This window comes from Spirosoma foliorum (assembly GCF_014117325.1).
Classification (GTDB): Bacteria; Bacteroidota; Bacteroidia; order Cytophagales; family Spirosomataceae; genus Spirosoma; species Spirosoma foliorum.
Window position 1 is genome coordinate 3,808,549 of record NZ_CP059732.1, and the last position, 22,589, is coordinate 3,831,137.

Here is a 22,589-nt window from a genome sequence, read left to right on the forward strand (position 1 = left end):
TCTAAAGGAATGAGTTTGCAGAGTCATCAAATGCATCTTCCATCAAACCTGCATCTGTCTTATACACCTTATTGTGATGGGACAAATACCAATAGCCATACGTCGTATCTGCATTCAGGCAAAAGCTTTTCATTTTGTCTACGGTCTTTGAATGGGCCATAAGTGAAAAAGTAAACTTCCCTAAAATGCTTTGTAACGTTTTGAAATTAATTCGATCATTTAAATCAAATCCTTTTCCTGCTTTTCTATTAGCAATGTCCTGCCAAATAAATCGCTCATAACATCTCCACACCGATTCTCCATTAATAAATTCATCCCCGTCTCTATAAGCACCATAATGAATTAGGAATGCAAGATCATCCTCGGAAAACATCGGTTCAAGTTTGCCTTCTTCTGCCGATTCGATCCAAACGGGAATATCAATAGGTACAAAAACGGATTCATTCTGCTGATCAATTATTCTAAAATTTCTATCGATTTGAGTGAAATTTAACCGATTTAAGTGATCCAGGATTTCACCAGAAAAATTATCAGCGTATGCACCCTTGTTAAAGCCATCAATCTTGCTAAAAACCTCCTGATATAGTTTATCGAATCGCTTTTCCGAAAGTATTTCCTGAGCTATTTCCTTAGAAATTTTACCTTCCTGAATCACTTTGTATCTATAATCAGACCCGTACAAAACTCTCGAATCATCTAACCGAAATAAATAAACCTCGCAAAGGCCTTTACTAGCATTGCGATTAACGCGTCCCGCCAGTTGCTCATCACTATCCAGAAGCGAGATATTCTTGAATCCTAAATCCATATCGATATCTACACCCGCTTCTACAACCTGTGTAGTAATTAGCAAAACATTTTTTCTTCGATAAATTGGATTCTTTAACTGATTGATAATCTGGCGTCGTCTAAACTCAAGAATAGTGCCTGACAAAACAAATATCTCATCAAACGGGTGATCGGCTTTTTCAATAACCTGCTTAAACGTAGAAGCCGATTTCTTATAAATGAACTCAATAATCGTGTGAACGCTACCATGTTGTTTGTTCTGCTCCGCAAACTGCGTTGACTTATCAATAACTGTCTTGGCTAATCCATTCCAATCATCTTCGTTTTTGGCGTCAAACTGACGGTCGTATAGCTCAAAGTTAAAATGTACTCGCTCAGCAAAATTTGGATTTTGAAGGTATTTCTGTGCATTTGGTAGAAGCTCCTGAAATACGGGCAAAGGTCTAAGTTTCAAATCCAGCTTATCCAGTTTGGGCAACGTAGCAGACATCAGGATAAATCGGATGTTGAAAGCCTCTGCATATTGGCTAATGAAGTACAACATCTTATCCCATATTTTGGGGTTATAGGATTGCAGTTCATCAATAATCACCACCGAATTAGCCAGTCGGTGCAACAGGTAATTAGTTTCTTTTGAATTGGTTTTCAGAATATCAAAGAACTTCACATGAGAAAGCAGCGTAACCGGATAAAGTGCAAACAGATTGTCGATATAATCTTTCTTGTCTCGACCATACACATCATCTTCTTTCTTTGCCTCGCTTTTACTCTGAAAACCAGCCTTTGAATGAAGTTCAACTAATTCCAGATTAGTCAATTGTAGCGTTGACTGTACGGCTTTATAGGTCTGCGTAATTAGCGTTGTGAACGGAAAAACATAGAATACCTTTTGCAGCTCTGGGTTCTTATCTAATAACTCTGTCAGGGCAATCATCGACAGATTGGTTTTCCCACCACCCGTCGGGGCTTCAATATAATAAAGTCGCTTATCCGAAAATTTGCGAATAGTTTGAAGCAACTCGATGGCCATTTCCCGGCGCAGCTTGTTCAAATTCCCTCTAGACTTTTCCCGTAAGGATTGCTCCTGAAATACATAACCAGACTCCAGTTGTTCAAAGGTGTCTTTGTTATGCTCAAATTGGCGAAGGTTTTGGATAATTGCCTCGATGCGATCACGGTCATTCAATACACCCAAGTCATTAGTCACATCGCCACTCATATACTCGTGCGTTGCCAGATAATCCGACGCCGTAAGCAAGGAGAAGTTGAGTTTCAAAAGGGCAAAAAGCGCAAATGATGAACCAGAAACCCGTTCAAATTCAGCCCAAAAAGTCTCAAAATCGCTAAAAACAAACTCAGACAACCCTTGTTCAAACGAGAAATTATAAAGTCGTAGATAATGCTGAACCTGAGCATAGAAACTTCCAAAATCAGCTTTCTGTACACCTGCTTTAACCTCATCTACATAAGGACTATGGTGCTTTATAATCGTGTAGGAGAATTGCAGGATGAGAACAGTCAAATACTGCAATTCTCTTTCATCTAATTCATTGTCTTGCTCAATTTGACTAAGAAAATAACCTACATACATATACGCACCTAACCAGGAGTGGCCATGTGCTGGTGTAAACGGACTCTGCGGGTTTGGCTTAAACATCGGGTTCCGCATTCGGGAAGCCTGAAAATCTTCGTTTACTTTCCCAAAGTCATGGAAGGCAATGGTATTGACGAAAAGGCGTTTAATCCAATCATTAACCTTACTTTCCTTTTTGAAAGAATCCTTTGTGAGGTTAAGGATGAGCCGGTTGATAACGGGCTCTAATCCATGGGCATCACAAATTTTTTCAAAATAGTCGTTTACTAAATCACAATGTTCGAACAGTTTTTCAGGCTGTTTGAGGGCTTCTTCGCCTTTAGCAGGTAGATGCGCCCAGTACTGTTCATGTACTTGGAGCAAGGCGGCAATTGTTGCTCGTTCTTGGTATAAAGTGTGGATAGAAATCATACGTCAGAAAAGTTGGACGACAGCTTTAGTACCCTGCTCATCTTCAATCTGAAAGAGATTGTTAATGGTGGATTCCTGCGAGAGAGTAAAATCTGTGTAAGCAAAATCATAAAGCTGGTATTGAACCAACGTTTCATGAAAATTCACTGGCAGTCGCTCGAAGTAGGAGAAAGTAGCCTGGTTCGATATAGTTCTGTTCCTGAACGAAATCTTGACAGTTACTTGCTCGTCTTTTAATGGATTGCTTTTAATGAATAGTGTGTTTAGCAGGAAATCCTGACCAGGCAAAAAAGCCTCATGGTTATATTCTTTTAGCGATACACTTCCATCATTGTCCATCAACCACCACGCCTGAAATTCATTTTTACCCAAATATGGAATGTATTCAGCCTGACCATTTTTCAGATATTCATACAACTTACTGTGGTCGGGGTTTTCTATATCCAGCAACAAATAGCAACGGTAGGCCGGTTGAATCAACATCATTTCCTCTACCAGCAAATTGCCATCATCATTAGCGTAGCCAACGGTGTTGGTATATTTAACGCTGGTTTTCTGGAAATTCCCCTTTTCATGATCCAGCGGCTGAATACCAATAGGCAATTCCTTTAGCCGTTGATAATATTCCGGAAACTCGCCTTTTTTACTATATCCTTTCAGGCCAATAATAGCCCCAAGGATTCCTAGCAAAGCCGGCTTATGGAGCATGTTATACGACAACAGAATACCATCGTTGTAATCGGGTTTCTTGAAAAACCCGAAGTCTGCCCGCAAGTCGAACGAAATCAGTTTCTGGTTCGCCATTGCCGAGTTAATTTAGTTCCAGAACCTCAGCACCTGCGGGCGCATTCAATACGGTCGTTACAGCCTGATCATAGTAAAGCTCAATTTTCTCGATCTGGCTTTTGATATGTTCCCGACCAAGAATGGCACTCACTTTAGTCAAGTCGATTTCCCGGCTTTCATTCTCGCCAACAGTCACACTCACCAATTCCACAAACGATGGTAAGACTAACTTGGAATCAGCCTTGAGTTGTACCCAAAGTAATAATTCGTTTTCGGTACCGGCTTTGGCAGATGAATCGTACAATGTAACACCCGAACGTAGTGCCTGCTTCAATTTAACAATATCCTCCTCTGTGACGCCATCATTACTGACCAACGATGCCATGTCTTCCAGATTTCGGGGATTGACTGACAGGTGATGAACGTAGTGACCTTCGCGCAACTTAAACTGAGTTCCAAGGGTCGTCTGCATTGAATCGGCACTTTTATCGTTGGAATTCCGGAACGGCGACGAAATCTGCTCCGAGTAAATAATTCCCTCCGGGAAGCGGTTAACACCATGCGTAAACTGCACTGTGCCATGTAATGAAAGATTGGCTCCTGAACTGGCAAACGTGCCACCAAACAGCCGTATATCAATGCATTTTAATAGATTTTCGAGAATCTGCTTACGGACTTTTACCGCAGCATCTTTGCCTTTTTCAGCCGTTGGAAAAGCGGTAAAATGCTTAATGTACGTCTGGTCAAGATCACGAGGCTGCATTTCGTCACTCAAACTTTTGAAGTAAAAAACACGCTCTTCACCTAAGTGCTTCACGAAGTAATTACGAATAGAATATTTTAACGCTTTATCGGTGGCGTAAACTGTACCATCGGGAAGAGTGCGGGGCTGGTGCGTAAAATCCGCGTTATAATTCGAATTAATTGATTTAATAATGGCACAGCCAAAAACGCGATTCTTAAAGGATTGACTCATGGTAGTTGTTTAATTGGGTGGTTGAAGGTTGATTTTATTCTTCGGTTGGAGTTGACTCAGTTTCTATTTCCTCTTTTTTCTCCTTGTCGCTGAATAGCGCATTTTGGGAGAAAATCCCCGCTAGCGTAGTTGGCATCAAGTCACGAATACTGGCTTTTGTCTCATATGCCATGACTTCAGCAAACGGCGTACGAAAATTGGACGAGAACGTTTCGTGCTTATACGTATCGAATAAGCGGGCAATGGCCTTATTCAATTCCTTCGCATGAACCTGTTGCAGAAAGGGTTCCAGTCGTTTGTAGCTGGTATCGCTGGTTTTACTTTTAGTCAGCAGATAGTAGATGACCTGCCCAACTGTAAAAGCATATTGCTCGTCGGTCTCAATGGTGGCTTCATTTTTAGTAAGCTGCTGAATGAATTTTCGGTGTGTCTGTAACTTATTGGCCATAGTTTCAACGGGTTTATATTTACGCTCAAAGTTCTCGGAAAGGCTGAACCAGATATTTAGCTTTTGGCGAATCGAATATTCTTGGGTATGCCGATTATTTTTGATTTCATCCAGCCGTAGATCGTCAAGAATGCTGGTCTGTAAAATATCATCGAACATCAGCTGCGTAACTGCCTGTCTTTTTGATTTATAGATAAAATCATAAAAGGCTTTACGATACTTCATGACCAGCAGATAGGTATTGTCTGATTTGCAATACTTTGCATCAATATCGTCGAAGAATTTGTATTGAAATCCGCCCGCTTTTGTTTTGACAACTAGCGAGTTGTTCAGAATGGATACTAGAATAGAGTACTGAAAGTCGAAGACATTTTTGACCGTTGGCTGGTAATTAATAGAGAAGTAATCAGCTACTTTCCACGGTTTACCCGCTTCGTCGTTCAGGTAATAGTCAAACTTGGAAACAAAGTCAAAATCCTTGATTTCACCAGCCAGATAGAACAGGAGATAGTAGTTTCCTACATCGTCATTATGCTTTTCATTCAGCGTTTCGATAATCTCTTTGTAGCCAATTCGCTCGCCGTCTTCTGCACCTTTTTTAAACAGTGCAACAGCATCCTTCTTCAATTCATCGCGATCGACAAAAATGGGCAACGGTCTTGGTAGAATCCCACGATCAATGATGTCGTGAAATTCGAATAAAGTACGAGCCTCGACAGACGAAATACGGCCGGCAATGTCGAATGAAGCTGTTTGGTGCAATCGGTACGCCTTCTTAGTTGAAAAGCCATTAATAAAATCGCTTGTACCGTACACCACATCATCAACTGACAGATTGAATTGATTCGTATTGAATAGTTTATCAGCTAAATACTTCGTATTAGTCTTTTGGTAAGCTTCCAGCGGATCATTCAGGTAAAAGACAATGTAGTTCGCATCTTTCAGCGACTCATATTCTGGAATCTGACTCAAAATAGCGTCCAGCTTTTCTTCGCTGTTCAATGCATATTTGAAGACTTCGATACGTTGCTTTTCGGATTCATCGTCCAGCAAGTCAAGGGCTTTGGCAAAATACGCGTTAACACGCTCCGGCAGTTTTGTCTTGGCATCGGCATATTTAGCGCCACCTTTCAGGGACTCTCGTTTGAAAGCCAGGCAATACGGCGAACAGGAGTGAATTCCTTTAGCTGGCAAGTCGAAGCACTTATTGGTATTGACCATCCAAGCCGCCTGTGCCCAAGCAGCGCACTCCTGAAGAAACGAGGTCAGTCCTACCATTTTCTTCGTGTAGATTTCTGAAATAAACCCATCAGGTGGCCAGTAGACCTGATTATCTTCCTGTTTAAGAGTCAGAACGATGTGTAGCCCTTCTTTGGGGACTACACCGATGTTGTTCATCTCCTGTTCTTTAAGGGATTGTGTGAATTGGACGATTTCTTTAAGCATACATTAATATTTTGTCACATTATAAGCTAAATAGAATATATAAAAGTATAGTTTTGCAAACCATACTTAGACAAGGGAATTGAAAACATTAAAAGCTTGCCGAAAGGCTCCTAAATCGTACCAGTCCAAGTCATTTTTACCACCTATCCCACATGCTCCATAATTACCTTTTCATTGACGAATGCGGAGACCCGGAATTCTATGGGAAACGTAAGAAGTTACTAGTCGGCGAACCTGGCTACCAGCCACTGCTGATCCTTGGCTTAGTTGAAACGACGGATCGTAAATCATTAAAACAGGCAGTTCTTGCATTTCAGCAACAGATATTAGCCGATTCGCTTTATCGAAGTATCTATTCTGTTCAAAAGTCCGGCTGGTTCTTACATGCTCGCGCAGATCATCCCGAAATCAGGGGCGAATTTTTTAAATTCCTACGGAGCTACCCAGATATTCGTTTTCACGCAGTTATAGCTAGAAAAGACTTATCTATTTTTAACCGGAAGCACAATAGCAATCCGTCAGAGTTTTACTTTGATATTGTCCATCACCTCCTGAATGGGCGATTTCAGTTTGATTACAGTTATAATATTTATTTGGCTCAAAAGCAGAAGAATAGCCAAGATCGATTTGTGAAAGCAGTCGACCAGACAATTGTAGCCGATATACAACAGGAAAAATTACAGGGAGCCCCCAATTACAGATGTAGTATTGTGCCAAGCTCGGAAATGCCAGAACTGAGCGTTGTTGACTATTTCCTTTGGGCATTGCAGCGATACATCTACCAAAACGAAATACGTTTTTGGGAATCAGTTGAACATAAAGTGGTAAGTGTGCTGGATTTGTATGACCACCAGAATTTGGCAGGAAATATATATTCTGGAATAGAGAAGCCGTTTCGCTTAGAGAAAGCCAGCCCATTTTTAGGGCAATAAAAAAACTGATAAATCTCTTTGTCCCCGTGCCAATACTGGCAACCCCCAACATGAGCTGAGTTATGCAGACAATCAAACCTATCAGTTGATTGCAAAGATAATTAGTTGTTTTCATAGTAGTACATTGATAGGTTGAAATATCACCAACTACTTACATACTCACCCCCACGGCCCCAAATCCTTCCGCGTTATATCTCCCCACACCAGCTAGCACAGCTAATTCTAGCAACTCCCTCGGGCCGCTTAGTTCAAACTGGAAGTTGTAATAGCCTTTTATTCGGGTCTCTTCCCGTGAGCCTTCCTTGATCGTTACCAGTCGGGATTTGGGTTGGGCTGCGTTTCGCCCCTGGGCTGGTAATAAGCGATAGGCTACAGACGACGTATCAAATTCGTCCATAAATGCGGTTCCGGCTGGCACTGCGGTTTGAATACTGCCGTATTTGGCCAATAGATTCGTGATGAGCAACGGACCAAATTGCTCGTCGGCAGGATGTAAATATTGATCGATGCTTCGTTCGTCTTTCTCCGCAATCACGACTGGCGATAGGGTACGTAATTGAACGGTTTCACCAGTAATCTCTACAGGCACGGCTTCTACGCGCTCAATAATGAACTCCGCGAGATGCCGGGGAGAGGCTATCACACAACGTTGATCCTGGAACAAACCCATAATAAAATGCTGGGCAGCTTTGTCGATGTAGAAACTAACGATCCACTCTATATGTAGGGAGTTTACCCACATGCCTCCCGCCCGTACATCGACCTTCACATTGGGCATAATCAAATCCGAAAACGTAAACAGTTTGAATCGTCGGGTAGGCGAAAATTGATATCCTTGCGAGTGCAGGAACTCGGCATATTGCTTATCGGCATCGGCTAGCACGCCATAAATGAACGCACTGAGTCGGTACGCATAATTGAAGGGTACCAGAGTCTGGCGGGCAACCGGGCGGAGGGTTAACTTGAACTGCATATGTCTTTATAGCGGTGGGGATTGAAAGTTGAATGAGGCTTTCCCGTTTTTCTACTATTTTTTTCCTTTGACTTTAGTTAACGGTGTAAAAGTAGATTTGCTTCCGTACAGCCTATGTATACGCAAGCAAATCGAATCCCATATTTGCGAAATTTTCTACACCATTTAGCTACCATGCCCATTGTCAAGAATCGCGAAGAGCGGTTACAGGCCATCAACAGCCGCCTAAACCGTTGGGGGAATCGCCCCGCCACAACCGAAGAGCTGGCTGCTTTATGCCAGGTAGCTCAATCGACCATTAAGCAGGATATTGCTTATCTGAAAGAGGTTCACGATGCGCCCATTGAGTACAGTCGCAAACCGAAAGGCTATTACTACACTCGCCCGTTCAATCTAGCCGCTTCAATTACACTAACCGACAAAGACCTGACGGCACTTCATGCGGCTGTTGCCACGTTGAATCAGTACCAGCACCTACATTTATTCGACGACCTGCGCGGAACGGTCGATAAGATTGACAAGGCCGTCCGGTTTCGTACCAATGCGGCCGATGATTACGGTCAATACATTCTGTTTGAATCAGTCCCGTTTGTAAAAGGCAGTGAGTGGGTCGACGTATTTCTGCGGGCCATTCATGCTCAATGTGTAGTGGAATTCGCCCACCAGCGATTCGATACGGAGAAAACGAAACCGCATCGGCTCTTTCCGTATGTCATTAAAGAACACCGGAATCGATGGTATGTGGTAGGCTGGCAACTGGATTATCAGTTAATCCGTGTATTTGGGTTAGATCGGATTGTCGATGGTTCCGTACAGATTACCAACGAATCGTACGATGCACCCGAATTCGATGCGAACATCTATTTCCATCAGGCATTGGGTGTAGCCGCGTATGACAATCCCCCCGAAGAGGTTATTCTTTCCTTCACACGCCAGCAGGGTTTGATTTTTCGGGCACAACCCTTTTATCCGTTTCAGGAAGAAGATGTCCTGGTCGACAGCGAGCATGAACTTCGGGTGAAGCTATCGATTATCGTCAATAAAGAACTGGTATTCGAACTGGCCCGACTAGGTAATTCGGTAAAAGTGATTAGTCCGACCTCCTTAGTTCAGGAGCTAAGTGAATTCCTCAAAAGCGCCTGGCAGCAGTATATGGTTAATAGTTAATGAATAATGGATAATGAATAATGTAGAATACGCCACGCCTTCATTATTCATTATCCATTATTCATTATCTCAGTGCATTCGATCACTTCGCACCTCCAGCTTAGCCATAATATCAGCTTCGATGGTCAGAAACTCCTTCCAGCGTTTCCGGACTCGATCGGCAGGTAAGTAGGTTTCAGCGAGATCGATAAAGGTGCGGTAGTGGCCTGCTTCCGAAATCATCAGTTCCCGATAGAACTTCTGTAGACTTTCGTCGGCGAGGTGTTCCGAGAGGAGTTTGAATCGTTCACAACTTCGGGCTTCAACGAGGGCGTTTATAAGCAAATTGTCCATCATCTGTCCCTGCCGATCACCACTCGTCTGGAGAATCCGGGTGCGGAGTTGATTTACGTATTCATCCTTCCGCTGGCGGGTAAGCGGAATATTCCGTTTCTTGAGTTCTTTAAGCACCCGTTGAAAATGACCCCATTCTTCGGTCACGATGGGTGTCAGGACTTCCACCAATTTTTCCTTGTCTGTATACATGACAATGAGCGAGATGCACGACGAAGCGGCCTTTTGTTCGCACCAGGCATGGTCGATCAGAATTTCGCCGATATTCATTTCGGCAATATTGACCCAGCGCGGGTCGGTTGGTAGTTCGAGTCCTAAAGTTGTGAGCGACATAAGTCGAAAGTCAGTAGTCGATAGTAGTCAGTCGGTAGGCAAAGATACAAACGAGGGGGCAATGAGACGATTGACAACTAAATAGGTCGTTTTGTGTTATTGACGTATAGAATCCAATTCATGAAACTGCTTATTCCCCTTACACTACTGTTTCTTTCTGCAAGCCTGCTGACAAGCTGTGACCAACAGCCCGCTCAAAAAAACAGCACTGTCATCGACATCAACCCGGCGAAACTGCCAACCGTACGTCCTGGCGAAGCAGTTGCAACCGTAGCGGGTGGTTGTTTCTGGGCCGTTCAGGAAGAAATGAAGTTATTGAAAGGAGTTCGGGTCGCCATTTCGGGTTATGCAGGTGGTGATTTGGCGTATCCAACTTATGAACAAGTCGGCACTGACCAAACCGGGCATGCCGAAACCGTACAGATCTATTTCGATCCGAAGGTACTTTCCTACGATGTACTACTCGACGCCTTCTTTGCCGGTCATGATGCCACGCAACTAAATCGACAAGGGCCCGACATTGGCAAGCATTATCGTTCCGCCGTTTTTTACCGAACTCCCGACGAAAAAGCCCGTATTGAAGCCGCTATCCGTCGCGAAAATGCATCCGGTCATCACAAAGCCCCGGTTGTTACCCAAGTCGAACCATTTAAGGTATTTTACCCTGCCGAAGTGTATCATCAGGACTATTACCAACATAATCTGTATAACAACTTATACCTTCAGCTTGTATCAAAAGCGAAAGTGGAGAAATTTCGGGACGCGATGGAGGGGAAGTTGAAGGAGGATTAGTTGTGGTGGATTGTGGTGTCGGGTTCTCAAACCCGACTATTCGCGTCAGCAACTGTGTCGGGTTTAAGAACCCGACACCACGACAAGAGCATCAACAATCAAACATTCGGCCCGCCCTGCAACACGTTGTCAAGTCCCGCAACCGTTCGGCCAAATCTGATATTGTGGGATTGAACCGAACCTCGTAACATTGTTCAGTATTTCACGCACGGGTAGCCCCGCAACTGATACACAACTATGCCAGAACCAGATAAATCGATTGGACGTAAAATCTTGAGTTTCTTCGTAAAAGAAGAAGACCCCGGTGTCGCAACCGGAACATCACCTGCGCCAGCATCGACTGCTCCTCGTCCAGCGAGTACGCCATCTGCCGCAACGCCAACGCCCGTAGCACCAGCGTCACCTGCCGGTTCGGTCGATTCAAAGTTTGCGGAGCATTTTGCAACCGTGCTGGCTCAGAATAACCCGCCCGGTCCCGATTATTTCGAGTTTCGCGAAACGCTGCGTAGTCTGATGAACCTGGGTCTTCCTGAAGATAAGCAATATCAGGCAGCCTGGGCGAGCTTCAAAGCGCTCGGTGGCAGTGCAGACATGGCAACGTTGACCAATACGGCGAATCAGTATATTGCAGCGCTGAACAAAGATCGGGACGCCTTTGGCAAAAGTGTCGAGGCCGCTTTAGCTGAGCGAGTGGGCGGGTTACAGAACGAACAGAAACGGCTGCAAACGGAGAACGAATCGCTGACAAAACAGTTGGCTGAGATTCAAAAACAGATCGATGCCAACACAAGCCGACTATCGGCCATTGGTGGTGATATTAGTGAGCAAAGTGCCAAGATCACGCAGAATAAGCAGAACTACGAAACGACGTTCGTGCATTTTACGGATCAAATTAAAGATGACATTGCTAAAATCGGTCAATACTTAAAATGAAGTTATAAAGTTGCACAGTCATAGAGTTCTATAGTTAGCTGACGCTAGCTGTGTTTTCTACGATCAACTTTACAACCTTATAACCTATAACTTTATAACTCCTCAACAATGGCAACACCTGATTTTTCTCAACTTGGCGGTGGCTCAGAACCCGAAAAAAAGTCGTTCTGGAGTCGTCCCGAAGGTATTCTGGGTATGATTACGCTGGCTGGTATAGCTGGCTTCGGCCTGGTTTACTTCAATCGAATTATCGAATTTCTGATTCGGGCTACCTCGAACATCCTCGAATTGGCTCTTCTGCTGGGTGCATTAGGGGTATTGATTTTCCTATTTACCAGCAAAGACGTTCGTACCGCTGTCTTCTTCCTGTTTAAATCATTGATGCGGAGTATTACGGGAACCGTTATCCAACTGAACCCCATCGCTATCATGAAAATCTATATTCAGGATTTGCGGGAGAAACGCGAAAAAATGCAGGGGCAGATTAACATTCTGGCCGGTCAACTGGTGAAACTGAACAAGAAAATCACCGAGAACAACGACACGATCAAGCAAAAGTTTGCTGAAGCGAACAAGGCCAATTCGATGAGCGACAAGCCCGGTATGCGGGAAGCTGCGCAGTTGGCCACCATCGAAGGGGCAGGCTTGCAGGAAATGAACGAAAAACTGCTGCCCCTCCAGCGGAATATGAAAAACGTGCTGGCTTTCATGGAAAAAGTGAACCAGAGCGCCGATTACATTATCAAAGAAACCGAAATCAAGGTTCGCCTAAAAGAAACTGAATACCAGATCGTTAAAGATAGCTCCAATGCGCTTAAAACGGCTGTAAGTATCTTCAAAGGCGATCCTGACAAGAAGTTCTACTTCGACCAGTCGATGGAATACATTCAGGACGACATGAGCATGAAACTCGGCGAAATGAAACGCGCGATGGACCTGTCGATGGATTTCATCAATGGGGTGGATATTCAGAACGGTATCCTGTCTGATAAAGGGGAAGCTCTGCTTGAGGCCTACAACAAAGGCGAGTTCAAGATCGTCCAACTGGATGCTCCTGCGCAACCGCTCAACCTGGGACCCGCTCCGCAAAAAGACGCTGGGTATAAGAATTTGCTCGACTAATTGAAGTTATAGAGTTGTAGGGTCACATAGTTATAAAGTGTTAACACTGACTAATAGCTCTACAACTTTATAACCCTATAACTATATAACCTTAAAACTCACAAAAGATGCAACGTTTAACTGTAGCCGGTCGGCTGCTTATCACGGCCCTGATTCTGGCTGGTATTTTCTTCGCATTCCGCTACTTCGGTGGCAACGAAGCGCTGCGCAAACTTGCGCCGAAAGACAAAGAAGCAGCTGAGTCGCAAACGCTACCCAGTGCCGATGATAAAACAACCGAGCCAGCAGCCGAAGAATCAACGGCTTCGTCATCAGGCTCATCGGACGAAGCCAGCAGTAGTCAGCCAGGTCCCGCGTTTACGTACACAGCGCCCGAACCACAAAACGGCGTTCTTAAAGGTGTGGTCGAAATGGGGGCCAGTGGTTTCAACTCGTTCATTGTTCGGATTGACGATCAGAAGCGCTGGAAACTCGAAAAGGCCGAGTTTGGCAATAGTCTCGTTCAGGAAAACATGGCCAGCGACGAAGACATCCGGGCAGGTCTTAAATCCTACATCGGCAAGATGCTTGACTTTGGTGTAGGTGGTCGCAACATTCAGTTTGTGGTAAGTTCAGGCGCTGTTAAAATAGAAAGCACCCAGAAGATCATCAAAGCCCTGAAAACGCTGAACTACGTTGTCAACACGGTTACACCAGAACAGGAAGGTTCACTGGCCTTGCGCGCTGTATTACCGACCGAATATTACGACAATTCGTTTGTAGCTGATATTGGCTCGGGAAACACCAAGATTTCGTGGAAAGAAGGTAGTTTCACCAAAGCCCTGGAAACCTACGGAGCCAAATATTATGGCAATGGAACCAGCGACGAAACAGTAGCTGCTGATGTAAAAGCTAAAGCCAAACAAGTGCCCAGCGATCACCGGAAAACCTGTTTTATTATCGGCGGGGTGCCGTTTGAACTAGCCAAAAGTGTACGGAAAGGGAAAGAGCGCTATACAGTTCTCGATGCGCCATCGGCCTACAAACTCGAAAACGCCAAATCAAAAGCGGGCCTGAACATCTATAAATCGATTGCCGACGCTACCGGTTGCAATCAGTTTGTATTCGACTGGGACGCCAACTTCACGATTGGCTATTTATTGACGCTTAAATAATGATTGAGTGATAGAATGAGTGAATGATTGAATAGCTTACGAACGCCCTATTCAATCATTCACTCATTCTATCACTCAATCATTCCCCCCTCATGACCCTCCGCGATGTATTTGCTGCTGTTTCGGGGCAGCCTGCTTTCCTGTTTCTGCTTTTAGCTTCTGTCCCAACGGCAGCTTTTTTAGTGAATCTGTGGTCGGGCGAAACGGCGGAGGAAATAATAAAGTGGAAGTATGTCTATTCCACGCTGGTTTACCTGGCTTGTATTCCAGGCATTTTTGCCGTTACGCTCAATATTTATCTCTTTCTGTTTGAACGGCAGAGTATTTGGGATATGAACCTTGCCTTGCAGGTGCTGCCTATTCTGACAATGGTTGGAACCTTGTTCCTGATACGCCGTAAAATTCCGTTCAATTATATTCCAGGATTCGGGAAATTATCGAGTTTTCTGACGCTGTTGGCCGCCGTCATGGGCATTTTGTGGTTTATTGACCGAACCCGTATTTACGCCATTACCTACGTTCCTTTCACCTACATTGTCGTCGGGTTCATTGCTCTTTTGCTAATTATCCGCTTCGCCTGGAGCCGGATCTTTTGAAGAAGCTGAACCTAGTTAAACTTTCTGTAGTCGAGTCATAATTGGCGTTTTTTATCATCCCGACACAGGAGGGATCTTCGGGTGAGGGTCATTTCACAGGCTTACCTGAAGATCCCTCCTGACGTCGGAATGAAAAAAAATAACTAGCTTTTCCTGATTAGATTTCAGTGCCGCAACGGCGCACCCCTGTGTTAAATTGATTATTGGGGTTGATTGTCATATAATTTGCCGAAATCACGTTAGCCTCTTATCTTCGAAAAATCATCTTTCGTTGATTTATGGGCCATTTGCTACCCGCAATTAGTTGTATTTTCGTCTTCCTTGCCAGTTGCCAATCGGCATTAACCGAACCGGATACGTCACCTCAGGATTATGCCCACCTCGAAACGGGTCGTTACGTTATTTACGACGTACAGGAGAATCGGTACTCACTCACGAGTGCGCCCAATCAGGTAAACTACCAGCTCAAAGAAGTCATAGGGCAACCATACACCGACGTTACCGGACAAACGGCTTATCGTTTAATCCGCTTCCGGCGCACCACCGAAACCCAGCCCTGGCAGGCCGATTCGGTCTGGTCGGCTCGCCTGGTCAATAATGAATTTATCCGGACTGAAAACGGTAGGGATTTTGTTCAACTCCTTTTTCCAGTCAGCAATCAACTAAGCTGGGATGGTAACCGGCTTAATTCGCTGGGGCCATCTCCCTATACGGCACGCAACGTAGATCAGTTTTACCGCGTACTGACTAAACAATTTGAACAAACGGTTACCGTTTTAGGTCAGAATGATTCAACGCTCATTGCGCAAACAAAATACGTGGCCGTATATGCCCGGCAAATTGGCTTGATTTACAGAGAGCGAATTAATCTACAATTTTGCACAGCCTCTTCAGCCTGCATAGGGCACAACCAGATCGATTATGGTACTCAACAAATATATCGCATTCGGGACTACGGCACCCAATAAAATTGCCTGGTTAGTTCTTCTGTTAGTGCTCTGCCAATTCAACAGTTTCGGGCAAACGCGTAAATACCTGGTGCTATTACGGGATAAGGTTAATTCGCCCTACAGCGTTAGTAAGCCCGAGCAGTTTTTATCTCAACGGTCTATTCTGCGTCGGCAGAAACAGAATATATCCATTCTGGAGCGTGATCTCCCCGTCAATCCAACCTACATCACGCAACTTCAACAGGCTGGAGCAAAAATCTGGTTTCCGTCCCGTTGGATGAATGCGGTACTGGTCGAGGCTACTGATGCAACTATTGCAGCCATCCAGCAATTACCCTTCGTAACCGGGCTGGAGTTTAATCGATCGTTGGCCAATGCCCGCGTGGGTGCTACAGAAGTCCAGCAGACGGTATCCTATACATCGGATAGTTTCAGCAAATTTGGTACCGTCGATACACCCCTTAATTATGGCACTTCACAAAGTCAGGTGGCCCAATTAGGGGCTGATAAAATGCACGAGCAGGGTTACCACGGCGAAGGCATGCTCATTGGCGTGCTGGATGCAGGCTTTCTGAACGCCAATAACGTTGCTTTTCTGAAGCCCGTGTTCGACGAAAAACGAGTGCTCGCTACCTATGACTTCGTTAAAAAAGAAACCAGTGTGTATGAAGACGATTCGCATGGATTATCCTGTCTATCAACCATTGCAGCTACAGTCGATAATCAGCTTTACGGAACAGCCTACAAAGCCTCTTTCATTCTACTCCGAACTGAAGACGCGAACAGTGAAAAACAGATTGAAGAGGCAAACTGGCTTTTCGGTGCCGAATACGCTGATAGTGCCGGTGTCGATGTAATCAGCTCATCACTCGGATATACTCAGTTCGACGATCCAACCACTAGCTATACCTATCAGAATATGGATGGCAAAACGGCACTTTGCAGCCGTGCGGCCCAAATTGCGACCCAAACGGGTATGGTGGTCGTAGTCGCTGCGGGTAATGAGGGAAGCAATGCCTGGCACTATATTTCGGCTCCATCCGATGCCGTATCGGTGCTTGCCGTCGCTGCCGTTACACAAGCAGGTACGCGGGCTTCCTTTAGCTCATTCGGTCCCTCGGCCGATGGCCGGGTAAAACCTGATTTAGCGGCCCGAGGTCAGGGCACTGTAATTGGTCTCCCCAATGGGCAGATTGCCACAGGCAACGGAACATCGTATGCGACCCCGTTGCTGGCAGGTCTGGCAACGGGCTTCTGGCAAGCTCATCCTCGATTGACAGCTGCCCAGGTAACAGAAGCCTTACGTCGGTCAGGGAGTCAGTTTGGCGCGCCGGATGACCAATTAGGATACGGAATTCCCAATTTCGAACGGGCGTCAATTCTGGCAGATTCGTTCGGACAATTGCTGGTTTATCCTAATCCGTTTAGCGATGTCCAATCGTTAGGCGTTCAATGGGGTGAAATTGAGGCCAATGTACCCCTGGATGCCACCTTGTTTAATACAGCAGGTCGGGTGATCTGGCAAAATCGGTATACGTCGCCGGGCCTGGCAGCATTCGTATTACCCAACCTGAACCTATCCGCTGGTGTGTATATCATGACGCTCGTGGCCGGCGACAAGAAAAAGACGCTGAAGCTGGTGAAACAGTAGGTTTCGGTTTGTGGTTTTCAGGCTGGCGCGGGTATTCACCCGTGCCCACTCATTTAGTCAGCATTCGCTGACAGACTAATTATTTACGTAAATGCCAGCAAATGCTGGCTGTATGAATAGACACGGGTGAATACCCGCGCCAGTACAAAAACCCAAACCTATGACAACGATCCAGGCTATTCAGGGCGATATCACCAAACAAGCAGTTGACGCCATTGTCAACGCGGCCAATACAAGTTTGCTAGGGGGCGGGGGCGTTGATGGAGCCATTCATCGCGCGGCTGGACCAGAACTGGTTTTTGAGTGCCGAATGTTGCACGGCTGTAAAACCGGCGATGCCAAGATCACAAAAGGGTATCGACTTCCTGCTAAATACATCATTCATGCCGTTGGTCCCGTTTGGCGAGGTGGTCAGCATAACGAGCCTGACTTGTTGGCCAGTTGCTATCGCCGGGCTATGGAAATCGCGACAGCGCACAATCTAACGAGCCTGGCCTTTCCGAATATCAGTACCGGAATTTATGGTTATCCCAAAGATAAGGCAGCGGAGGTAGCCATCACAACAATTCAGCAATGCCTGGAACAGCCTACCTCAGTTCAAGAGGTACTTTTTGTATGCTTTGAAGCTGACAACTTTTTGCTGTATCAGCAATTGCTCAAGTAATCTTCTGTAATTAACATGAATTATGGAGGATTTACGAATAAAATTATACTAGTTTTTTGTCATCCCTCCTGACGTCGGGATGACAAAAAATAATATTATTAATAACTGACAAACAGTTACTTATCTCAGGCTCCATCCATTATTCCCATTAAGTAATTGGCAAAGGCTCTTATCACAAAAAAGCAGGCTCTCAAGACGGAGACTGCTTTCCTTAACAATTAACTATTACTTAAATCCAGTGACTTTTATCATTCGTCAATATCTATATGAATAGGTTGCTTCGATAAACAAGCAACTGTGCTATCGCTTTCCCATTCTGATACGCCTTAGCTGCTATAAACTACCATTCGGGAAAGAGGAAATCCTACCCAAAATGAGTATTAAACCGATTTGGGTGAGCAATTGACCGATTAGAGATGGTATTGGGAAGGGCAGAATTTTACCGAAAGATCTTCAGTAACTCATCTTTCCGGCTTCGGGACACGTGTACGGTCGAGTTGTCGCTCATGACAACATACCCCCCTTCGCCCCGAACGTATCGGATAATTTCGTTCAAATTAATCAGATGAGATTGGTGAACCCGTAAAAACGAACTCTCCTCCAGCATTTCTTCGATCTCCTTTAGGGTTCTGGAAACAAGTAGCGACTGGCGCGATTTGAGGAAAACGTGCGTATAGTTGTTATCGGCCTCACAACGGATAATGGTGTCGATCATCACCAGTTCAAAGCCTTGTAAGCTGGGCAGCGCTATTTTCTGTAAGGCGGGTTTGTGACCCAGTTTCTGAAGCAATAGCTCAATCTGCTGAGCCATATGTGGTTCTGCTTGCGGGTTGACTTTGGCAACGGCTTTTAGCAAATCATCCTTATCAATGGGTTTCAGCAGGTAATCCAGCGCACTAAATCGAATGGCTTTTATGGCATAGGTATCATAGCCAGTGGTGAAGATCACATCGAACGGAATACTTGTAAGTTCTTCCAGCATTTCGAAGCCATTCATCAGCGGCATTTCTACATCCAGAAAGAGTAAATCAGGGGTATGTTCGGCTATCGCTTTCAGTCCTTCGGCTGCCGAACGACACTCAGCCAGCATGATTACCTGCGGACAATATTTAGCCAACTGCATGGATAGTGTTTCCCGGCAATGGGCTTCGTCGTCAATAATTATTGCTTTTATCATGAATAGATAGAACGCAGATTTTTATGATAAATCTGATTTAGAGATGATTATAAAAGCATAAAATTCACCAACAGTTGTTTCCTCAAGAATCGGAATCTGATCATAGAAATCTGCGTTCTAGTTATCAATTAGCTAATCGGGATTCGTACCGTTACACTTGTACCGGCGGGTTCACCGTCTGGATCAACCAGATCCCGAATGTGCACGGTTGGTTGTCTACCATCTAACAGCTGACTAAGTTTTAATCGGTTCGAGGTAATCTGCATCCCCAATGATTTCGTTCGGGTAGCCGATTTGCTCTTCAACTCGGCCGATTTTTTCCGGCCAATACCATTATCCTCAATCGTGCAAATCAGGACATCTTTCTCCACCTGCCAGTTAATCGTTATGCAGCCTCCCCCCTCTTTGTGCATGAGTCCATGCCAAATAGCATTTTCAACATACGGTTGAATAATCATAGGCGGCAATTCGGTGTAGGCGGGTTCAACTTCCTTGCCAACCTGAATCGAAAACGTGAACTGATTATCGAACCGAAGCGATTCGAGCGTCAGGTAGAGTTGTAGCGATTCGAGTTCGCTTTCCAGCGTGACCACAGGCATACTCGAATGATGCAGAATCAGTCGGATCAGTTTTGAGAATTTAGATAAATAATCCGATGCTTTCTCCGATTCATTTTTCATGATGAATCGGTTAATTGAGTTAAGGCTGTTGAAAATAAAATGAGGGTTCATCTGCGCCCTGAGTGCCTGCATTTCCATTGCTGCTAACTGCTTATTGAAAGCCGTTTTTTGCTCTTCCTGGTGCTTAACCTGGCGAATTCGATATTGTAGCCCCCCATAAATAAGGCCTAAAACAAGTAGCAATAATAACCCTTTGAACCACCAGGTTTGCCAAAAAGGAGCCTGAATAATAATGTGAAAATGTGTTCCTTGCTCATTCCAGACTCCATCGTTATTCGAAGCCTTTACCCGAAACGTATAGGTTCCTGATTCCAGATTGGTATAACTCACAAAACGCCGGGTACCACAATACACCCACCCTTTATCGACACCCGTTAATTGGTAAGCATACTGATTCTTCTCAGGCATGATAAAATTGAGCGCCACAAAGTCGAATGAAAGGTCATTTTCCTGATACGGGAGTTCAAGCGTTTCGATAGGTAATTGTTCGGTCATATTCTGGATCTGAACCCGTGTAATGCGAACGGGCGGAATCAGAGGATTTTCCTGAATAGTTGACGGATCAAAAATATTGAACCCATTTGGCCCACCAAATACCAACTGGCCATTCATCCCGGTTGCGCAGGCATCAAAAAACTCATTGGATTGTAAACCATCGCTTTCATCGTAATTGCGACATACCTTGGTTTTGGGATTAAACCGACATACTCCCTGATTGGTCGACAGCCACAGGTTGTCTGCTCTATCTTCCACAATACCAACGATATGATTATTCGGAAGTCCATCGTTGGTCGTAAAGGCGGTGAATGAATGGGTTCGGGCATCATATCGGTTTAAACCGCCCTGATTGGTCCCCACCCACAACTGTCCCTGACGATCTTCATACAGGCTCCGAATATCCTTATCCGTTAAATAACCCGGGGCATGCTGATAATGAGGCTGGTAATGGATAAAGCTTCCTGTTTTTGGATAAAGTCGGCTAAGTCCTCTTCGGGTAGAAGCGGCCCATATGGTTCCATCTCGAGTAGGCAATACCGCGACCAACGATTCGTCGCCCAGGCTATTGGGATTTTTTGGATCATGGTGATAATAGGTAAACTGGTGGGTTTGGGGATCAAAGCAGGCCAGCCCCCGACCTGCCATCCACAGTTTCCCGCTCGCATCTTCCCGAATACATCGCACCCGAACCTGACAAGGATATGCAGAAAACAAGCCCGTTTTTCGATCCAGTCGATGCAAGTAAAGACCAGCACTTACCCATAACTGCCCCGCTCGGTCTTCGAAAATAGCCGTCACGCCATCATTAAATACATGACTGACTGAAGCTGGCCCAAGCGTATACCGCTGATAACGACCTGTTTCCCGATGAAACGAATACAAATCGCCCAGATCATTACTGAACCAGACAATGCCCGAGCGATCCTGACATATGGTACGAATGCTGTTTTCCGGCAATCGAACAATGTTGTTGTTGGGAACTAACTGAAACGTATGAAATTTTTTAGGCTGCGCTACGTACTTGTCAAGCCCATTGTCGGTACCGATCCACAAAATTCCTTCTCTGCCTAGTCCGAGGGAAAAAATCGTATGGCTACTCAGCCCTCCGGCTTGTGTAGGACTGGCTAATACACGAGTCAGTTTTCCCGTTTTTGCGTTCACATGAATCAAGCCATCATGGCCAGGAAGCGTGCCCCATAAATTACCGGCTCTATCCATCTGAAGAGCTCCAAACGGATAGTATCGATTAATTTCCCGCCCTTTAGGCTGATAGGTATATATTATCTGAAGTTTCCCTGCCGCGGTTAATTGATAGAATTGCCCCGACATCGTGCCAATCCATAGTGCACCCGTGGGATCAGGGTAAATCAGCGATACGGCCCCTGTTGTATCTGTAGTTCCCTGGCTTAATTTGAAACGGCTATAAACGCCCGTTCGGCGATCAAGTTGATACAATCCGCTGTTCGTGCCAATCCATAATCGCCCTTGTCGGTCCTCCTTAACTGTGTACACATCAGGTCGTTCGGGATTAGGCGACGGAAACAACGTAAACTTTCGGGTTTCAGGATCGAATCGGTTCAACCCTTCCCGAGAAGCAATCCAGAGTATACCCTCCCTGTCCTCAATAATCGAAAACATGGCATTTCGCAGCGAAATTCGGGCAGGGTCAATTCGGTAGGTGATGGTCTTACCGGTCTGTCGGTCAAATAAATGAAGACCTCCTCCTAGGGTCGTTAACCACATACGCCCTTTTCGGTCCTGGCAAATGCCAGATATCCAGTTATGGCTTAAGGTATTAGCTGGATCAGCAGGGTCGGGTTTATAGACGGTAAAGGAATAACCATCGTATTTATTCAGGCCATCTTTGGTACCCAGCCACAAAAACCCGTCGGAATCCTGCCAGATACACAAGATAGAATTATGCGAAAGGCCATTCTGCGCCGAGAGCCGATCAATATGAAAGCCACCAGAATTGAATTGCCCCCAACAGTTGACCGATACGCTAATCAAGAGCATCAATCCACAGTATGTCGAAAACCGAGAAACCATACGGCGGAGCTTTGGACAGAAGAGCATGGAGAGTAGCGAACGAGAACGGGGCGATTTTTTCTACTAAAATAAACATATTCCAGTCTTCTACTTTAGCCCCCCTTTAAACAAAAGCAGCGAGACTACCCTTCGGAC

Annotated in this window: 18 protein-coding genes; 9 read left to right on the forward strand and 9 right to left on the reverse strand. The window is 45.1% G+C overall.

Translation table 11 applies throughout. The features are described 5' to 3' along the window. Position 1: 1 nt before the first annotated feature. The 6 genes from cas3 to cas6 form a co-directional block, all read right to left on the reverse strand. Positions 2-2,794 carry a CRISPR-associated helicase Cas3' gene (gene cas3 / locus H3H32_RS16110; protein WP_182463663.1) on the reverse strand — a complete coding sequence of 931 codons (2,793 nt, stop codon included), beginning with the start codon at positions 2,792-2,794 and terminating at the stop codon, positions 2-4. 3 nt (positions 2,795-2,797) lie between these two features. Further along, positions 2,798-3,598, reverse strand: coding sequence for a type I-B CRISPR-associated protein Cas5b (gene cas5b, locus H3H32_RS16115; protein WP_182463664.1), 801 nt, complete (start codon positions 3,596-3,598; stop codon positions 2,798-2,800). A 7-nt stretch (positions 3,599-3,605) separates the two neighbouring features. Next, a complete protein-coding gene (locus tag H3H32_RS16120; RefSeq protein ID WP_182463665.1) occupies positions 3,606-4,556 on the reverse strand; it encodes a type I CRISPR-associated protein Cas7 in 951 nt (316 codons plus the stop codon). A gap of 34 nt (positions 4,557-4,590) precedes the next feature. After that, positions 4,591-6,450 carry a hypothetical protein gene (locus tag H3H32_RS16125; protein ID WP_182463666.1) on the reverse strand — a complete coding sequence of 620 codons (1,860 nt, stop codon included), beginning with the start codon at positions 6,448-6,450 and terminating at the stop codon, positions 4,591-4,593. Between the two features lie 492 nt (positions 6,451-6,942). After that, positions 6,943-7,497, reverse strand: coding sequence for a hypothetical protein (locus H3H32_RS37535; RefSeq protein ID WP_240543793.1), 555 nt, complete (start codon positions 7,495-7,497; stop codon positions 6,943-6,945). 36 nt (positions 7,498-7,533) lie between these two features. Beyond that, the gene (gene cas6, locus H3H32_RS16135; protein ID WP_182463668.1) at positions 7,534-8,355 is read right to left on the reverse strand and encodes a CRISPR-associated endoribonuclease Cas6; all 822 of its coding nucleotides are present in this window, start codon (positions 8,353-8,355) and stop codon (positions 7,534-7,536) included. A gap of 174 nt (positions 8,356-8,529) precedes the next feature. On the opposite strand from cas6, the gene H3H32_RS16140 reads away from it, so the two are divergent. Beyond that, on the forward strand, positions 8,530-9,522 hold the full coding sequence (locus tag H3H32_RS16140) for a helix-turn-helix transcriptional regulator (protein WP_182463669.1): 993 nt from the start codon (positions 8,530-8,532) through the stop codon (positions 9,520-9,522). Between the two features lie 69 nt (positions 9,523-9,591). On the opposite strand, the gene H3H32_RS16145 is transcribed toward H3H32_RS16140, so the two are convergent. Continuing rightward, complete coding sequence (locus H3H32_RS16145; RefSeq protein WP_182463670.1) at positions 9,592-10,188, reverse strand: MiaE family protein; 597 nt, start codon at positions 10,186-10,188, stop codon at positions 9,592-9,594. A 120-nt stretch (positions 10,189-10,308) separates the two neighbouring features. On the opposite strand from H3H32_RS16145, the gene msrA reads away from it, so the two are divergent. The 8 genes from msrA to H3H32_RS16185 all read left to right on the forward strand — a co-directional run bounded on the left by msrA (position 10,309) and on the right by H3H32_RS16185 (position 18,050). After that, positions 10,309-10,980: a peptide-methionine (S)-S-oxide reductase MsrA gene (gene msrA / locus H3H32_RS16150; RefSeq protein ID WP_182463671.1), complete on the forward strand. Its 672-nt coding sequence runs from the start codon at positions 10,309-10,311 to the stop codon at positions 10,978-10,980. A gap of 237 nt (positions 10,981-11,217) precedes the next feature. Next, the gene (locus H3H32_RS16155) at positions 11,218-11,913 is read left to right on the forward strand and encodes a hypothetical protein (RefSeq protein ID WP_182463672.1); all 696 of its coding nucleotides are present in this window, start codon (positions 11,218-11,220) and stop codon (positions 11,911-11,913) included. A 108-nt stretch (positions 11,914-12,021) separates the two neighbouring features. After that, positions 12,022-13,035, forward strand: a complete 1,014-nt coding sequence (locus H3H32_RS16160; protein WP_182463673.1) for a hypothetical protein — start codon at positions 12,022-12,024, stop codon at positions 13,033-13,035. A gap of 107 nt (positions 13,036-13,142) precedes the next feature. Further along, positions 13,143-14,189, forward strand: a complete 1,047-nt coding sequence (locus H3H32_RS16165) for a hypothetical protein (protein WP_182463674.1) — start codon at positions 13,143-13,145, stop codon at positions 14,187-14,189. A 92-nt stretch (positions 14,190-14,281) separates the two neighbouring features. After that, positions 14,282-14,785: a hypothetical protein gene (locus H3H32_RS16170; RefSeq protein ID WP_182463675.1), complete on the forward strand. Its 504-nt coding sequence runs from the start codon at positions 14,282-14,284 to the stop codon at positions 14,783-14,785. Between the two features lie 278 nt (positions 14,786-15,063). After that, positions 15,064-15,753 carry a hypothetical protein gene (locus H3H32_RS16175; RefSeq protein WP_182463676.1) on the forward strand — a complete coding sequence of 230 codons (690 nt, stop codon included), beginning with the start codon at positions 15,064-15,066 and terminating at the stop codon, positions 15,751-15,753. Next, positions 15,707-17,386, forward strand: coding sequence for a S8 family peptidase (locus H3H32_RS16180; RefSeq protein WP_182463677.1), 1,680 nt, complete (start codon positions 15,707-15,709; stop codon positions 17,384-17,386). Before H3H32_RS16175 ends, H3H32_RS16180 begins: the two co-directional genes overlap by 47 nt. Positions 17,387-17,546: 160 nt before the next feature. Further along, a complete protein-coding gene (locus H3H32_RS16185; RefSeq protein ID WP_182463678.1) occupies positions 17,547-18,050 on the forward strand; it encodes an O-acetyl-ADP-ribose deacetylase in 504 nt (167 codons plus the stop codon). Between the two features lie 439 nt (positions 18,051-18,489). Here H3H32_RS16185 and H3H32_RS16190 read toward each other — a convergent pair whose 3' ends face one another. Both H3H32_RS16190 and H3H32_RS16195 read right to left on the reverse strand, forming a co-directional pair. Further along, on the reverse strand, positions 18,490-19,227 hold the full coding sequence (locus H3H32_RS16190; protein WP_182463679.1) for a LytR/AlgR family response regulator transcription factor: 738 nt from the start codon (positions 19,225-19,227) through the stop codon (positions 18,490-18,492). 128 nt (positions 19,228-19,355) lie between these two features. Continuing rightward, entirely contained in the window at positions 19,356-22,421 is a 3,066-nt protein-coding gene (locus H3H32_RS16195; protein ID WP_182463680.1) for a two-component regulator propeller domain-containing protein, read from the reverse strand. Between the last annotated feature and the right edge of the window lie 168 nt (positions 22,422-22,589).

Excerpts from the sequence above, each read along its gene's own strand:
- cas3 (WP_182463663.1), bottom strand. The coding sequence starts at position 2,794 with ATGATTTCTATCCACACTTTATACCAAGAACGAGCAACAATTGCCGCC.
- cas5b (WP_182463664.1), bottom strand. The coding sequence starts at position 3,598 with ATGGCGAACCAGAAACTGATTTCGTTCGACTTGCGGGCAGACTTCGGG.
- H3H32_RS16120 (WP_182463665.1), bottom strand. The coding sequence starts at position 4,556 with ATGAGTCAATCCTTTAAGAATCGCGTTTTTGGCTGTGCCATTATTAAA.
- H3H32_RS16125 (WP_182463666.1), bottom strand. The coding sequence starts at position 6,450 with ATGCTTAAAGAAATCGTCCAATTCACACAATCCCTTAAAGAACAGGAG.
- H3H32_RS37535 (WP_240543793.1), bottom strand. The coding sequence starts at position 7,497 with ATGAAAACAACTAATTATCTTTGCAATCAACTGATAGGTTTGATTGTC.
- cas6 (WP_182463668.1), bottom strand. The coding sequence starts at position 8,355 with ATGCAGTTCAAGTTAACCCTCCGCCCGGTTGCCCGCCAGACTCTGGTA.
- H3H32_RS16140 (WP_182463669.1), top strand. The coding sequence starts at position 8,530 with ATGCCCATTGTCAAGAATCGCGAAGAGCGGTTACAGGCCATCAACAGC.
- H3H32_RS16145 (WP_182463670.1), bottom strand. The coding sequence starts at position 10,188 with ATGTCGCTCACAACTTTAGGACTCGAACTACCAACCGACCCGCGCTGG.
- msrA (WP_182463671.1), top strand. The coding sequence starts at position 10,309 with ATGAAACTGCTTATTCCCCTTACACTACTGTTTCTTTCTGCAAGCCTG.
- H3H32_RS16155 (WP_182463672.1), top strand. The coding sequence starts at position 11,218 with ATGCCAGAACCAGATAAATCGATTGGACGTAAAATCTTGAGTTTCTTC.
- H3H32_RS16160 (WP_182463673.1), top strand. The coding sequence starts at position 12,022 with ATGGCAACACCTGATTTTTCTCAACTTGGCGGTGGCTCAGAACCCGAA.
- H3H32_RS16165 (WP_182463674.1), top strand. The coding sequence starts at position 13,143 with ATGCAACGTTTAACTGTAGCCGGTCGGCTGCTTATCACGGCCCTGATT.
- H3H32_RS16170 (WP_182463675.1), top strand. The coding sequence starts at position 14,282 with ATGACCCTCCGCGATGTATTTGCTGCTGTTTCGGGGCAGCCTGCTTTC.
- H3H32_RS16175 (WP_182463676.1), top strand. The coding sequence starts at position 15,064 with ATGGGCCATTTGCTACCCGCAATTAGTTGTATTTTCGTCTTCCTTGCC.
- H3H32_RS16180 (WP_182463677.1), top strand. The coding sequence starts at position 15,707 with ATGGTACTCAACAAATATATCGCATTCGGGACTACGGCACCCAATAAA.
- H3H32_RS16185 (WP_182463678.1), top strand. The coding sequence starts at position 17,547 with ATGACAACGATCCAGGCTATTCAGGGCGATATCACCAAACAAGCAGTT.
- H3H32_RS16190 (WP_182463679.1), bottom strand. The coding sequence starts at position 19,227 with ATGATAAAAGCAATAATTATTGACGACGAAGCCCATTGCCGGGAAACA.
- H3H32_RS16195 (WP_182463680.1), bottom strand. The coding sequence starts at position 22,421 with ATGCTCTTGATTAGCGTATCGGTCAACTGTTGGGGGCAATTCAATTCT.